The following is a 15,400-nucleotide window of genomic DNA, read 5'->3' as shown; positions in this document are numbered from 1 at the left end:
TCTATTGCAAGCGTATCGTTTTAATTTCATAAGGTGTAAAAGACAATGTGAGACAGCTACCTTCCAGCTCAAGCGGCTGAAGGGGTTCCTCCAGCGCATTCGACACGTAGGCTGCGTTGAACGTGTAAGGCCAGATCAACTTGATCGTTTCCCGTCCCCCAGAAGATTCGTACAAACGAAGAATCGTCCCCAGTCCATCTTCGGCCGGCTTGATCGTATCCAGCACAACGTGACGGCTATCAAAGTTAATGAACGATCCGCTGCTCGGCAGCACTCCAGTGCTGCGCTTTTGCTGTTGCACAACAGGCATATCTTGGTTCAGCTCAGCCGCATGACGCAAGGTATGGGCGCTGCGCCAGTCTCCCACATGCGGATATAGCGAATACGTAAAATCGTGCTCGCCCAGATCGGCATCTTTATCCGGCCATTTGGGTGCACGCAGCAGAGACAGACGGATGGTGCTGTCTTGAATGTCGTAGCCATATTTGCAATCATTGAGCAGACTCACGCCATACCCGTGCTCGGAAACATCCGCAAATCGGTGTCCACACACTTCATACTGCGCCTGCTCCCAGCTCGTATTCCGATGGGTCGGCCGCTCCAAAGCACCAAAAGGAATTTCATATGTCGCCTTGTCCGTAACCACATCTATAGGAAAGCCTACCTTTAGCAACTTGTGCGCTTCATTCCAGCTCACATGCGTCCTGAAATCAATTCGCCGCTCATGATGATAAAAAATCACATCCTGTGTCATTTCAGATTGATGGATTCGCCATCGGAAGCGCAGCACATCCTTCGTTTTCCCCTGGAGCACTACTTGTTTTTCCAGCAACTCGGCTTCTCCTGCTACCTGTTCCTCATAGCGGTCATCCAAGTCCCATGCATCCCACAAGGTCGGACGGTCATGGAAAAAATGAAAACGGTTTGCCCGTGCCCCGTGCTTCAAGATTTCACGGTTTGCCGCTTTATCCAGCAGACGAATCATTTCGCCCCGCTCATTAAATTGCACCTTATAAAATCCCGTCTCCCAGATATCCCCCAGCGATCCAGATATCACATCTAGCTCGGGCTTCTCACCTGTTTGAGCCTGTTCTCGCTCCAACCAAATCGTTTTGTAGCCCAGTGCAGGAACATCCGGAATACGGACCGAAATGCCGCCTTCCTCCATATCGATGTCCAGCCGCTCGGCTTCATCATTAGCGTAGTGGTAGGCATACAATCCCTTTGCCGATTCCGTAGCAATATGGATCACGGCACTACGGCTCCAGCCCAGGCTGTTAAACACAAGATACGGCATTCCTGTTCTCGAGCCTTCCGTGTTCACTTGAGCCGCCAGCGTCGTAATCCCCTGTTGAAGCCCGACATGTCCCCATTCGAAAATTTGCTGATACTCCTTATCCGAAGTGCCGTAAACCTCGGTAATCGCAGAGCCGGGGATAATATCGTGGAACTGATTCAACAAAATCAGCTTCCAGCCCTCATGCAATGCCGAACAGATGTCCTGCACCTGCTTCGGCTCCAGCTTTGGTAATGCCAGCGTGCTCCATAGCTCTGCCTCGCGGTAGACTCCCTCCGCTTTCCGGTTATTACGTTTGTTGCGAGCATGGGTCGTGTAGGTTCCCCGGTGCAACTCAAGGTACAAGTCACCATGCCATTGGGGAAGCTTCGGATGCGCCTGATCTATGCCTGCGAAAAACTGCCCCGCCGTGCTGAACCGACTCGCAGGCAGTCCCACCATTAGCGGAGAACGCTCTATATATTCCAGCATTTCACGCGTAACTCCACCGCCGCCGTCTCCATGTCCATAGAGCAACATGTGCTCAGGATGAGCCGATTTTTCACGATAGGACTGCCAATGGTCATGAATGTCCTGTGGCCGTGTATTTTCATTCACGCCATGATTGAGGTAGGACAACATCGAAGTACCATCGATGCCCACCCAGTGGAACAAATCGTAAGGAAACACATTCGTATCATTCCAGCCGAGCTTGGTCGTCATAAAATAGTCTATCTTCCCATGCTTTAAAATCTGCGGCAGGGACGCACAGTAGCCGAACGTATCCGGTAGCCATTCGATATGAGAGGTTTTGCCGAATTCCTGTTGGTAAAAACGCTGACCATACAGCATTTGGCGGATGAGTGATTCGCCACTGGGCAGGTTCAAATCAGGCTCTACCCACATCCCCCCAACCAGCTCCCACCGTCCTTCGGCGACTCTCGCTTTGACCCGTTCATACAGCTCTGGATCATTTTCTTTTACAAAAGAGAACAGCAGCGGCTGGCTCTGTGCATATTGATATGCCGGGTATTCATCCATCAGCGCATCCACCGTTGAGAAGGTTCGGCTTGTTTTCCGTACGGTCTCGCGCATCGGCCACAGCCAGGCAATGTCAATGTGCGACTGTCCTACCATGTGCTCCAAACCTTGCGCATTCCCACCGATCTCCTGAACTTGCTGAATGAGCTCCTTTTCTGTCGCTGAGATCGCTCCCCCTTCTCGAATGGCGTCTTCCTCCAAATTCGCAAAGCAATCCATCACCCCATACAGAGCTTTCAGCAGGCGTATTCTGCGGATATCGCCCTCAGGCAGCAGTAGAGCGGCTTCGCTAATAACGGTAACGGTATACATCAGACTCTGCACGGGCTTGTTTAGCCGTACAAGATAGCTTGTAATAGAAGAAATCGGAGGTTGAATGACAGCCTGCCGATTAAGTGGATCAACGGGTTCGGGTACAGGATCAAACAGTTCTATATCCAATACCGGTGAAGGCCCGATGACCTGCGGATTAAGCGTGACATAGGTATGATTGCGATCAAGCCCGTGATAGGCAGCACCATTGACCCGCAGCAATCCTTCTCCCCCGGACTCAAACACCAATCCAAAAGGTTTTCTCAACCACGCTGTCGGTACATCCAACTGCGTTTGAAAAAAATAAGTCGTCCCCTGACTGCTGGGGAATCGCTTGAGGTCCAGTCCTTCCGATAAAGGTGCGTCGTCTTCGTATTGACCTGGTGTTTGGTAAGTGGAGCGTGTAATGTTCCAGCTTCGCAAATCCAGCTTCTCCAGCCATTGGCATTCCGACAATTCCCGAATCAGGCGTTTGATACGCTCCATTATTCATCCTCCCGTACGATCAACTCGGCACACAGGGTATCTTTGGAGTGCCTGCCTACTTGAATAGAAAATCGCCCTGCCTCAACGACCGGCTGTAGATCACGCCCTATATATTGCAGCTTGTCGGAGCCTACAACAAACTCAACCGTCCGTGTTTCTCCCGGCTTTAATACAACTTTGCAAAAGCCCTTGAGCTCCCTGATTGGGCGGGTCACCAAACTCACCGTGTCCGAGATATAAAGCTGTACTACCTCAGCTCCTTCCCGTTCACCCGTGTTGGTTACATCGACTGTAACCGTAACGGATTCGTCCGCTCGGATCGAGTTGGTGCTTAATGTAAGCCTTTCATAGCTAAATGTCGTGTAGCTGAGACCGTAGCCAAACGGATAGCAAGGCTCGGAATCGTCCTCCAGATACCGCTTGCCCCGGGAACGCTTGCCATTGTAATATACCGGCAACTGGCCGACATGCTTAGGGATGGAGAGGGTCAAACGTCCCGAAGGATTTACATCCCCAAATAAAATATCCGCGATTGCATGTCCCCCCTCCTGACCGGGATACCATGCTTCCACAATGGCGTGCGCATGCTGCTCCACCCACGGCTCAGCAATCGGTCGCCCGTTCATATAAACGACGACAAGTTCCTTTCCCAGCCTGTAGACTTCCTGCATGAGTTGGAGTTGTACCCCCGCAAGCCCCAACGTCATCCGGTCGATGCCTTCGCCGCATTCCATGTCGTTCCAATCGTGATCCGATACCTTCGATGCGCCGGTTTTAAGATCAATCGTCCCTTCCCCGAAATCGCGGGCGCTGGATCCTCCAACCACCATCACCACTGTATCGGCCTCAGCCGCACATGCCAGTGCATTTTCAAAGCCTTCCCGGGATTCTCCCTTGATCCGGCAGCCAGGTGCGTACAGAACGCTAACCTGATCCTTGCCCAGCTTGCCACGGATACCATCAAGTACAGTTATCACGCGGGATCTAGGCTGCGGTGATGTATAATCTCCCAACTGATTGTAGACCTGATCCGCATTCGGGCCGATGACCGCAATACGCTTGGAGGTTTTCGGCAGGGGGAGCGTTCCATCGACGTTTTTGAGCAGCACAATCCCTTCTGTCGCAATCTGACGAGCCAACCGAATATGCTCCGCCTGACCAATCACCTGCTCTGCTCGTTCCGCATCCACATACGGTTTGTCAAACAGACCCAGCCTGAATTTTAGCGTGAGCACCCTGCGAACCGCCCGATCCAGCACACTCGTCTCCAGCTTGCCAACGCGAACCGCCTCGGCCAGATGACTTCCGAACATTTCGCCGGACATTTCCATATCAATCCCTGTGCGAATCGCCTGCACAGCGGCATCCAATCCATCCTCGGCCACATCGTGCCCGCTCGCCAACATTTCAATCGCGCCACAGTCCGTAATGATCACACCGTCAAATCCCCACGCCTGACGAAGAATATCGTCCAATAGCTCAGCATTCACTGTACACGGGACCCCATCGATTTCGTTATAGGCTGGCATAACAGATTGCGCCCCTGCTTCCACCGCTTTTTGAAATGGATACAGATCCACCTCCAAAAGCTCGCGCCAGCCCATATGCACAGGTCCGGCGTTACGTCCGCCTTCCGAGCTGCCATAGCCTGCAAAATGCTTTAATGTGGCAGCTACGCTATGTTCGCTGAGTAAGCTTTTCCCCTGAAGCCCCTCCACTGCGGCAACAGCAAATTCACCGATGAGATAAGGATCTTCGCCGAAGCATTCCTCTGTGCGTCCCCAGCGCGGATCACGCACAACATCAAGCACGGGCGAGTACGTGACCGCCCCACCCTGAGCGCGGGTTTCACTCGCAACCGCACGGCACATATCGCGGTACAGATCGACATTCCATGTGCTGCCGATGGACAGCGGAACCGGAAACACAGTGCCGTCAATCGCCATATGCCCATGAGAGCATTCCTCACCGATCAGTATCGGGATGCCAAGCCGGGAATGCTCTACTGCATAGCGTTGGATCAAGTTCACAGCCTTCGCCCCTTGCTTGGCAGATAAGCCATTCTCCAAGGTCACCCCGGTCCACGGATCAGCGCGAAGTACCCCGTATAAGGAACCGACTCCCCCATTTTGCACCTGCTGCTTGAAATCATGATGTAGGGACAATCCCCCATCTGTGTGCTCATACACTTGCCAGCCAAAGGGCTGCACAAGCTGTCCCACCTTTTCCTCTATTGTCATCAAACCGATTAAGTGCTCCACCCGTTCTTCGATCGGTTTGCTTTTATCTTTATAAATCAACATGGTCATGCCCTCTCCTCCCCTGTTATTCCTTCACAGCCCCAACCGTAAGCCCCTGCACAAAATAACGCTGGAAAAATGGATAAGCGAATATAATAGGTAGCGTCGCCAGTACTACCATCGCCATTCGTGAAGTATCCTGCGGAATGGATTGAAGCGCAGCCAGGCTCATAGAGCTATTCTGCGAATTTTGCTGGATGAACTGAATGCTGGATTCAATCCGCATCAGCATGGACTGAAGTGGCACCAGATTGGGATTGTCAATATACAACAGGGCATTAAACCAGTCGTTCCAGTAACCAAGCGTGCTGAATAAACCAATGGTCGCAAGTCCAGGCAGAGAGAGCGGAAGCACCATTTTTAAAAAGGTGTAAAACTCGCCTGCCCCATCTATTTTGGCTGATTCGACGATGGCATCTGGCACGCTGGTGCTATAGAATGTGCGCAGGATCATAATATAAAAGGCATTCATAGCCAGCGGTAAAATCAAAGCCCAAATCGTATCCTTAAGCCCGAGCAATTGGGAAACGACCATATAGGTCGGGATCATTCCGCCATTAAAGAGCATGGTTAAAATTGCAAAAACCGAAAAAAATCTTCTATAACGGAAGCTCTTTCGTGAAATAGCATACGCATATAATGAAATAAGAATGAGACTGATCACCGTACCGATGACCGTTACAGCAATCGTCACCCCATAGGAGCGCAGTAGCGTATCACTGGTACGAAATATGAAACGATAAGCCTCCAGACTCCATTGGGACGGGAGTAACCGATATCCGTCCCGCGCCAGCGTTTTCTCATCGGTTAGGGAAATAATGACGACGAATAAAAAGGGAAATACACACAAGAACGCGAACACCCCTGCTACCACATTCAGAACAACATTCCAGCCCCGTGAAATATGATGGAAATCTCGTTTTTTTCTTTCTTTTCCAGAAGCCACAGTCCACACCCCTCTCCTCTTTTTTAGAACAAAGCGCTGTCTTTATCTATTTTTCGCACAACATGATTGGATAGGATGACGAGAACGAAGCCAACCACCGACTGATACAAACCTGCGGCTGTGCTCATCCCAATTTCCCCTGTCGTTTTCAACCCGCGATATACATAGGTGTCGATGACGTTCGTTACCGAATACAAGGTGCCCGAATCTCTTGGAACCTGATAGAACAAACCAAAATCCGCATAAAAAATCCGACCAACCGCAAGCAGCGTCATTATGATAATGATTGGCGAGAGCAAAGGGAGCGTCACATTACGAATTTGCTGCCATTTGCTGGCTCCATCTATCATGGCTGCTTCATACAAGGATTTGTCGATCCCCAAAATCGAAGCCAGATAAACGACACTGTTATATCCAATCGCCTTCCATAGACTGACTAGAATCAAGATATACGGCCAATAAGCAGCCTCCGAATACCACTGAACCGGCTCGATGCCAAACCCTGCGAGAATTTGATTCAGCATCCCCCGATCCATGCTCAGAAAGCTGAAGGCAAAGTAGCCCACAATGACCCATGACAGGAAATACGGGAGAAACATGCCTGTCTGGTACAGCTTCGCCAATCGTTTATTAATCAGTTCGGAGAGCAGAATAGCCATAGCTACCGAAAACACAAGTCCGAGAATAATAAAGACCAGGTTATACAAAAGGGTATTTCGCGTGATGACATAGGCATCGTTGTTATTGAACAGAAACTTGAAGTTATCCCAACCCACCCACTTGCTCGTATAAATACTGGCCCAGAATCCTTCCCTGTTAAAACGATATTGCTTGAAAGCAGCCACTGTCCCGACCAGCGGCAGATATGAAAAGAAGAAGAACCAGATAGCGCCGGGTAGCACCATGAACAGCATAACTTTGTTTCTAATCACATTTTTGAAAAATGCGGCCATAGGTATCCCCTCCCAATCTGTTATGAGAAAAGCAGCTAAAATAGCTATTGGAAAAAGACCGGGCGTAACTTACACCCGCCCGATCTCTCCTATATTTCACGAATTAAAATATTATTTGCTGTTTTTTTCCTTCCAGGCATCAAGCTGGGATTGCGCTTCCACCATCACCTTATCCAGACCAGCCTGCTTGAATTTTTCAATCACTTTCGGGAGATTCGTTTCCGGGTCCAGCGTACCTGTCATCAGCGAAGCCCAAAATTGCTCTTTGACGTTCTGAACGGCTGCCATCTCCGCAGATACTTTACTGCTGTCAAAGTTGAAGCTTAGGATTGGAGAGTTTTTTCCTTCCGAATTGAACTTCTTGAATTGCTCCCATTTATCAGCCGGATCATTCGGATTCAGATACAACAGCATATTGTTGCCGAGTGAATACGAAGGCATATCATAGTTTTTGGAATTAGCCAGATTTTCGATATACTGGCCATCTGTTTTTTTGTAATGCACTCCTTCAATACCGGAGTCAACCATATTGCGTAATACCGGATCTGTATTCAGCAGGTTCAGGAACTGCATCGCCTTTTCAGGGTTTGCCGAGTTTGCCGAGATCGCCATAATGGAGCCCTGTACAGACGTATTGGTCACAATTGGATCGCTGGCAGGTGTCGATATCACTGGATAACCGTAGCTTGCAGACCACAGGTTATCGGCCAGCGGTTGAGTTTGCGCACGATCCAGAAACCAGTTCCCGGACGTAGTTAAATCATTGGTCGAGCCTGTGGTTGCAGCTTCCGGTGATACGTATCCGGCCTTGTAATACTTATGCATCGTCTTCAGCGCCTGCTTCATTTCAGGCGTTTCCAAGATGTTTACGATCTTATAATCCGTGGTATCCAGTTTGACAGCCATCGGCAGGTTTTGAATGATATAGTCATATGAAACATAGGGAACATAGTTTTTGTCCATGCCGAATGCAGTTACGCCAGGCTCGTTTTCTTTAATCGTTTTGAGCAGAGGCTCCAGGCTATCCAATGAGCGGACATTTGAAAGGTACAGCTTGTATTGGGTCAGCAATTTGTTATTGAACCGCCATACCTCTTGCTGTGGAAGCTCCTTATTGGCAGGAATGCCATAATGATGTCCATCCACCTTAGAGCCTTCCAGAAACGCAGGGTCAATCGTCTTTTTAAGATCCTGGCCGTACTTGTCAAGCAAGTCGTCCAGTTCCATGAATGCGCCCTTTCTGGCATTTTGCACATAATCAAAGCCACCGGAAGCCGTAAATACAATATCCATGGGCTCTCCCGAAGCCACGTTCACCTGCATTTTTTGCGGGTAGTCTCCCCAATCGACCATTTTCATTCTAATCGTGGCGTTTATTTTCTTTTGGGTATACTTGCTAACCTCTTCCATCACCCGATCTACATCTTTTTGAGGCGTACCAATGGTGTACCAGATCAGTTCTACCGGTTTTTCCGCTCCTCCATTCGTCGTTTCCCCGCCACCGCTGCTTCCTCCACAAGCACTGAGAACGAGCGTCAACACCATACACATCACGAGAACAAGCGAGTAGCTTCTTTTGCTTTTACCCATGTATGATCCTCCCTTATGAATTGGAATTTGACCCTATCTTGTTCATTGGAAGTCGCTTATGGGATTTTTGCAAAATCCTCATTTATGAAGCAACTACGTTAACCTTAACTAATGTAAGCACTTTCATAAAGAAGATAAACTTAATAAACCAAGGTACAAATTAAAAAAATCCATGTACACCTGGTATTTATCCCAATCCTTTATAGTCTGTCGGGGAAATGCCCACATATTTTCTGAACTGCTTATAAAAATATCCCGTCTCCCAATACCCCACGTTCCGCGCAATTTCGTGTACCTTGAGATTGGTATTTTTAAGCTGTTCCTTGGCTTTTTTAATCCGGTACTGATTGATATATTCAGCAAAGGTTTCGCCCGTTTCCTTATGAAACAACTGACCGAGATAAACGGGATGAAGGTGGTACTGGTATCCTAATATTTTTAATGATAGCTCCTTGGCATAATGAACATGGATATAGGACAGCACCTGACTTACGATAGGGTTTTTCATATCTTGCAGCAGTGAATTCACCGTCTCTGTCGCCACATGCTGAAGCGCACTCACCAGCTCTGCCAATGTCGTACAGCATTTTATCTGGTGAAGCCCCTGCTGAAACCGTTCCGACTCATTGGAATGCTTGATGCTCTCCAGCTCCATCTTGAACCGGATCACCAGCTCCAGCGCCATATTCCGCAATTCATCCGGGGTAACACTTTCAAGATGCTGAAGCTGCTCAAAATCACTCTGAATTCGTGCGGTAAGCGCATCTAGGTCTCTTGCTATAATCAGCTTCACATAATCCTTCCAGTCGATGGAACAAGTCTCACCAGCGTTGCCCTCGCTCTCCTCCAGCATTGTATAGTCAATGATCCGGCGGTCATTATATATCATAAAATATTCCAAAGATTTTTTAGCTTCATTATAGCTGCGTGGAGCTGCAGCAAGCGAACCGGCGCTGCCTATCCCGATATACACCGTTTCTTCCCCGTCCGTCGACCACTGAACAGAAAAATCCTCCAACAGCGTTAACAAGTCCTGTCTGCCCTCTTCATAATTCGGTAGTGCGGCAATGATTACACTAACCGCATCAACATCGCGAAACAATGTTAAATCGGGCTGGTGTTGAATGTACTGCCTTAACTGTTGATGCATTCCTGCCGAATTCCCTTCCGTCCGTAACACAGCTACCTCCATGAAGGGGATATTTAACGAAAAACCTATCAATTCAGCACGTTCCTGGAATTCTGTAGGCGCAATCTGTCCTGTCAGCCAACGGTACAACGTATTTTCCTTGAGAACTTGCACCCCAAACGTCTCATATTGTTGATCCAACCGGGACCTGTCCAACTTCTCCATTGTATTGCATAAAGTGGATTCCAGTTCCTCCACATTAATCGGCTTCAAAAGGTAATTTTCGATGCCCAGCTTCATGCCTTCCTTCAAGTAATCAAATTCATTAAATCCACTCAACACAATCGCCTTCAAGTCAGCATACAGCTTTCTCGCCTCATGAATCAGCCTGAGACCATCCATCGTCGGCATAGAAATGTCCGTAATCAGTACGTCCACGGGTCTGGAGGCCAGCGCTTCCAGCGCTAAAGATCCATTTTCCGCATGTCCGACAATTTCTAGCCCAAAAGAGGTCCAATCCACAATATCGTATAATCCCTCAATGATAAAAGGCTCATCGTCTACAATAAATACTTTATACATATATGGCATCCATCCCTTCCCTGTTAGGGCATCGTACCCGAATCGTCGTTCCCTCGCCGCTGCGGCTCTCCAGTTCAATCCCGGAATCGGCTCCGTGTAAAAACCGAAGTCGGGTGTGCACACTGCGTAGTCCAAACATTTGTCCGTCTTCTTCCTGGCGTTCCAGTTCCTCCAGAATCTGTTTCAAACGCTCCCCTTCAATGCCCTTCCCATTGTCACGGATCTCAACCAGCAGAACCTCCCCCGTTTCACTCACTTCAATGGTCAGCACATTATCATTCCGGTCGCTTTGGATACCATGAACAATATAATTCTCAATAATGGGTTGAAGCATCAGCTTCATGACAGAACGAGTATACAACTCGGGGTCGACCGTAATCGTGTAATTGAACCTTTCCTTGTAGCGTATTCTGAACAACTCAAGATATAATCTGCAAGCCTCCAATTCATCTTTAAGCGTGTATATTTTTTTCTGCTGAACCAGGCTTTTGAACAATACCGATAAGCTATAGATCATTTCTCCTACATCCTTGGCTCCCTGGGAAATCGCCCTCATACGTATCACTTCAAGCGTGTTATACAAAAAATGTGGATGAATACGTGCCTGCAAGGCAACAAGCTCCGTTTGCTTTTGCTTGATCTCTGCTTTATACACCCGTTCAATATATAGATTAAGATCGTCCAGCATATCGTTGAAGCTTCGAGAGATTTGTCCCAGCTCATCCTCTTGGGGGTCTTGGATACGAGCTGTAAGATCGCCATTTTTCACCTGACGAGTGAATTTAATAATCCGATTCGTTCGTTTAGCAAAGTTAATGACGAAAAAGGCAGGGAACAGCACAGCAAACAGAATACAAACGACACTGATTGTCAAAATCGTATTACGGATACCCCGGTACGATTGAGCCATTTCCTCATTGGGGACTGCCCCAATCACGACATATCCTTCGTCCGGAGAAATCAGCTTGTTGATGTACATATTTTGCTTCGCCTGAATGATCCCGGCATCGGAATCCACATCGTCATATAATGATCGGGTCACTTCGACATAAGGATACGTTTTCCCGTAATAGTTACTCCTTGAATCGAACAGAACCGTTCCATGGGTGGACAGAACGATAATTTCGCCCTTTAGGTTGTTCCCGTAGCTGGAAAGTGCATTGGAGATACTTTTGGAATTTAGAAACACCAGAAGCTGACCGGTATTTTTGAGTGTTTGCTTATTGTTAATGGGGACTTGTAACGAATATAACGAGGGGCTCCACTGATCGATCGCCTTCCGAATCCAGTAATTCGGAGCAGAGACGCTTTTGCTTTCGGCAGCCATCACATCCGGTACAAAGGAACGCGCCGCATGCACCGGGAATTGCTTGAATTGCTTGCTCTCATTGAAGGTGGACAAATATTGCTGGTCGGCACTGTACAATATCAAATTGTTAATATCGCTATTTTCATCCAGCCAATTTTTAAAATAGGTGAGCACATCTGTTGAATAATCATGACTCTCCATGTACGTTTCGTCCATGCGGTGCTGTACATATTCGGAATACGCGTGGTCCATAAAAAAAGAAACGTTCATCGAGAGCGCCTCATTCCGGTACATATCCCGCACCATGTTCTGAACGGATTCATGCCGGAGATGGATATAGCGGTCAACACTCTCCATCGCTGCTTTCTGGGTATCCAGTTCCCGTCGAACCATGGATTGCGAAATGGATATATACGTGACATATGCAATCGTAATAATTGACAAAATGGCAATACAGGAGAACAACAATAGTATCCTCAGGAACATGTTGTTTTTAAAATAAGCTGTGTATCTATTGCCCCTTTTCATCGTATAAGCCCTCCAGGATCGTTCATGCGTAAATAAAGTATACCATGTCCTTCGCTGGATATAAGTAAGCGCATTCATGAAAATGAGGATTTTCTTTAATTTAAACGCCATATCTTTAATTTAGCCTCTATGTAAAAACCGTTTTATTGATTATCTTTAGGGGGATAAATACTCGTTAGGGGGATGAGCTATGAAACGTAACAAGGTTCACAAGTTCGCTTTAAAATGGACTGCGCTGGTTTTGACTTCTGTCCTGTTAAGTCAAACCCTCTCTCCATCCGTTTATGCAGGCGATACCCTCCCATATGAAGGAGAAAGCGCCAAAGGGCCGAATCAGCCTTATCAGCACGGATACGCCAGCTCACATATTTTGGACTGGACTCCTACCAAAGATGTCTATGGAGATATGCTTCGCGCTCGCGTCCCTCTGCAACAACGTAACAGCTCCTTCGCCGCTACACAGGCCCAACCTGCTTTAAGCCCTGACACGCAAATGTTTACACTTAGCGGCGATTATGGAAACGCTTTTTTTGATAGCTATTCCTATACCAATAAATTCAGTCAATACTTGTTTAACTATTGGCAGTATACCGACTATTACGGCTATTGGCACGGCATGCCTACCGCCCGTGTACCCGAAGAGCTATACGATCCCCAAAAGGATTGGACGGAAAAATGGTTCGAGTTCGGCATTCTGAACATTCCAAATCCGGGTTATACAAATGCGGCGCACAAAAACGGCGTTCTCTCCATCGCCTGCATTTTTTTCTCGGATAATGACCGTGGACCGCAAACGTATAAGCAAATGCTCGTACAGGATACTCAGGGTGGATTTCCGGTAGCCAAAAAATTGATCGAAATGGCGAAATATTATGGCTATGACGGCTACTTCATCAACCAGGAGGAAGCTTCAAAAGGCGTAGCTACAGAGGACATCCCCCGTTACAAGCAGTTTATGAAATACTTGCGAGATCAGGGCATGTATGTGCAATGGTACGACTCCACCGTAAACGAAACCGGTAAAATTGCTTATCAAAATGAGTTTAATGCCGTGAACAGCCCGTTTGTCAAAGACAAGCAATACGGACAGGTGTCCGATTCTATTTTTCTCAATTATTGGTGGGACAAAGCGAAGCTGAAAAGCTCCCGCGACCATGCCAAGCAATTGGGTCTGGACTCTCTTAAAACCGTTTTTGCTGGGATTGAGGGCGGGAACGGTGACTTTGGCAGATGGAAGCAAAAATACGATCTTCGTCTGAATATCGGTGATAACGGGCAGCCAATGAACAGTATCGCGACGTTGGGAGCAGATTTCACACATAATGCGCTGGATGAAGAGTTTGGCGGACAGGACACCAATCGCAGAGCTGACAATGCGTATCAATGGATGACCTTTATCCGCGACCGTGTCTGGTGGTCAGGTCCGAATCAGAATCCCGTCCGTGCACAAAGAAACCCAAGTGTAGATTTGTCCGATGTAAAAGCTTCGGGCGCAAACTGGGACGGTATCGCGGCATATATCGCCGAACGTTCTGTCATCCGTGGCTCCCATTTTAATACCAGCTTCAATACCGGACATGGCTTGCAGTATGTCGTGAATGGAGTCATCTCCAATCCCAAGGAATGGTCCAACATCAATATTCAGGATATCCCGGTAACTTGGCAATGGTGGCTCGATACCAAAGGTAAACCGCTCTCGGTTGACTATGACTATGGTCCGAATTATACCAAAGGCACTCGGTTTACCTATCAGCCTGTGGGCGCTTATCAGGGTGGCAGCTCCCTCGTCGTTAACGGAGAGCTGAATTCAGATAACTTTTTACGCCTGTATAAAACGGATCTGTCGGTAAATAAGAATTCAAACTTGTCCATCACGTACAATAAGCCTTCCTCCGATGACAGCTCGGTGCTGAGTATCGGACTTATTTTCAAAGATAACCCCGGCCAAGTCGTAAAAGTCAGCATCCCTAACTCTGGTAAACAAACCACGGGCTGGGTAAGCCACAATCTGGATTTGAGTGCCTATAAAGGAGAAACAATTGTAGCTTTCGGTTTATCTTTTGATAACGCGAATAAAACAATCAAAAACTATCAGATGAATATCGGCCAAATCAAGATAACAGACCATTCTGTCCTGAAACCAGCCGCGCCGACGGGATTCAAAATCACCAAGGCACTGACCGATACGAACGAAATGCTCGTAGCCTGGGACCTTGAGGATTACTCCAAAGTTAAACAATACAATCTGTATGAGAACGGCTCCTATATCGGCGGAATTTATGACTCATCCTATTATATTAAATCCCTAAACCATAAATCCGGTGAATTAATGCTTACTGCAGTTGGGGCTGATGGAACGGAAAGCGAACCGGCTCGATTAAGCTACGATCTGAATGCTGCCGTCAGTCATATTAAGGTGGAGACTCAAGAAAACGGTGAGGCTACAGTAACGTGGAAAAATCCCTCTGAAGCGGACGGAACGGTTAAATTGACCTTGATCACCGACTATACGGACACCGTATTCCATAAAACCATTACGGCGGACAATAGCGCTGAAACGGCTACGTTTACCGATCTGCCCACAAACGGTGATAGCTACACACTACGTATCGCTATCGGCAATCATGAACCTGTAGCATACACTGGGTATCTCGCAGACACGACGATAGAGCCTTATGTAGAAGAGAATGTGACGGTCACTGGGTCAACGTATACGCTTGCTCTACCAACCTTGAAGGACTGGCATCGTTTATATGTATACGAAAACGATGTGCCCAAGCAATTTGGCGTAACTTATGTATCGAAAAAGTTTCCTTACATTGTCCGGGGAAGAACAAAATTAAGTGAACTGACTTTTACCCCTACTTCTCGTACCAGCTCGCTAAAGATCGTGCTTGAAGATTATGCCGGCAATCAGGCCACAACATATGTAAGATAGCTTTGTGCAA

General features: G+C 47.8%; 8 protein-coding genes. 1 reads left to right on the top strand and 7 read right to left on the bottom strand.

The window, feature by feature from the left end:
* Nucleotide 1 precedes the first annotated feature (1 nt).
* From MHB54_RS21300 to MHB54_RS21270, 7 genes are all read right to left on the bottom strand, one after another.
* The gene (locus MHB54_RS21300; RefSeq protein ID WP_069081137.1) at nt 2–3,115 is read right to left on the bottom strand and encodes an alpha-mannosidase; all 3,114 of its coding nucleotides are present in this window, start codon (nt 3,113–3,115) and stop codon (nt 2–4) included.
* Nucleotides 3,115–5,418, bottom strand: coding sequence for a glycoside hydrolase family 3 N-terminal domain-containing protein (locus MHB54_RS21295; protein ID WP_069081181.1), 2,304 nt, complete (start codon nt 5,416–5,418; stop codon nt 3,115–3,117). The genes MHB54_RS21300 and MHB54_RS21295 overlap by 1 nt, the downstream gene beginning before the upstream one ends.
* A 22-nt stretch (nt 5,419–5,440) precedes the next feature.
* A complete protein-coding gene (locus MHB54_RS21290) occupies nt 5,441–6,361 on the bottom strand; it encodes a carbohydrate ABC transporter permease (RefSeq protein WP_028542304.1) in 921 nt (306 codons plus the stop codon).
* A gap of 23 nt (nt 6,362–6,384) precedes the next feature.
* Nucleotides 6,385–7,314, bottom strand: a complete 930-nt coding sequence (locus MHB54_RS21285; protein ID WP_069081138.1) for an ABC transporter permease — start codon at nt 7,312–7,314, stop codon at nt 6,385–6,387.
* A gap of 111 nt (nt 7,315–7,425) precedes the next feature.
* Nucleotides 7,426–8,904 carry an ABC transporter substrate-binding protein gene (locus MHB54_RS21280; protein ID WP_340981945.1) on the bottom strand — a complete coding sequence of 493 codons (1,479 nt, stop codon included), beginning with the start codon at nt 8,902–8,904 and terminating at the stop codon, nt 7,426–7,428.
* Nucleotides 8,905–9,091: 187 nt separating this feature from the next.
* On the bottom strand, nt 9,092–10,615 hold the full coding sequence (locus MHB54_RS21275; RefSeq protein ID WP_340981943.1) for a response regulator transcription factor: 1,524 nt from the start codon (nt 10,613–10,615) through the stop codon (nt 9,092–9,094).
* Nucleotides 10,608–12,452 carry a sensor histidine kinase gene (locus MHB54_RS21270; RefSeq protein ID WP_069081140.1) on the bottom strand — a complete coding sequence of 615 codons (1,845 nt, stop codon included), beginning with the start codon at nt 12,450–12,452 and terminating at the stop codon, nt 10,608–10,610. The genes MHB54_RS21275 and MHB54_RS21270 overlap by 8 nt, the downstream gene beginning before the upstream one ends.
* 190 nt (nt 12,453–12,642) lie before the next feature.
* Here MHB54_RS21270 and MHB54_RS21265 point away from each other — a divergent pair, with 190 nt between their 5' ends.
* Nucleotides 12,643–15,390, top strand: a complete 2,748-nt coding sequence (locus MHB54_RS21265) for an endo-beta-N-acetylglucosaminidase (RefSeq protein ID WP_076157370.1) — start codon at nt 12,643–12,645, stop codon at nt 15,388–15,390.
* Nucleotides 15,391–15,400 lie beyond the last annotated feature (10 nt).

It is taken from the genome of Paenibacillus sp. FSL M7-0802, from assembly GCF_038004945.1.
In the GTDB taxonomy this organism is placed as follows: domain Bacteria; phylum Bacillota; class Bacilli; order Paenibacillales; family Paenibacillaceae; genus Paenibacillus; species Paenibacillus polymyxa_B.
Note: the sequence above shows the minus strand (reverse complement) of the source record. Positions and strands in the feature narration are given on the sequence as shown.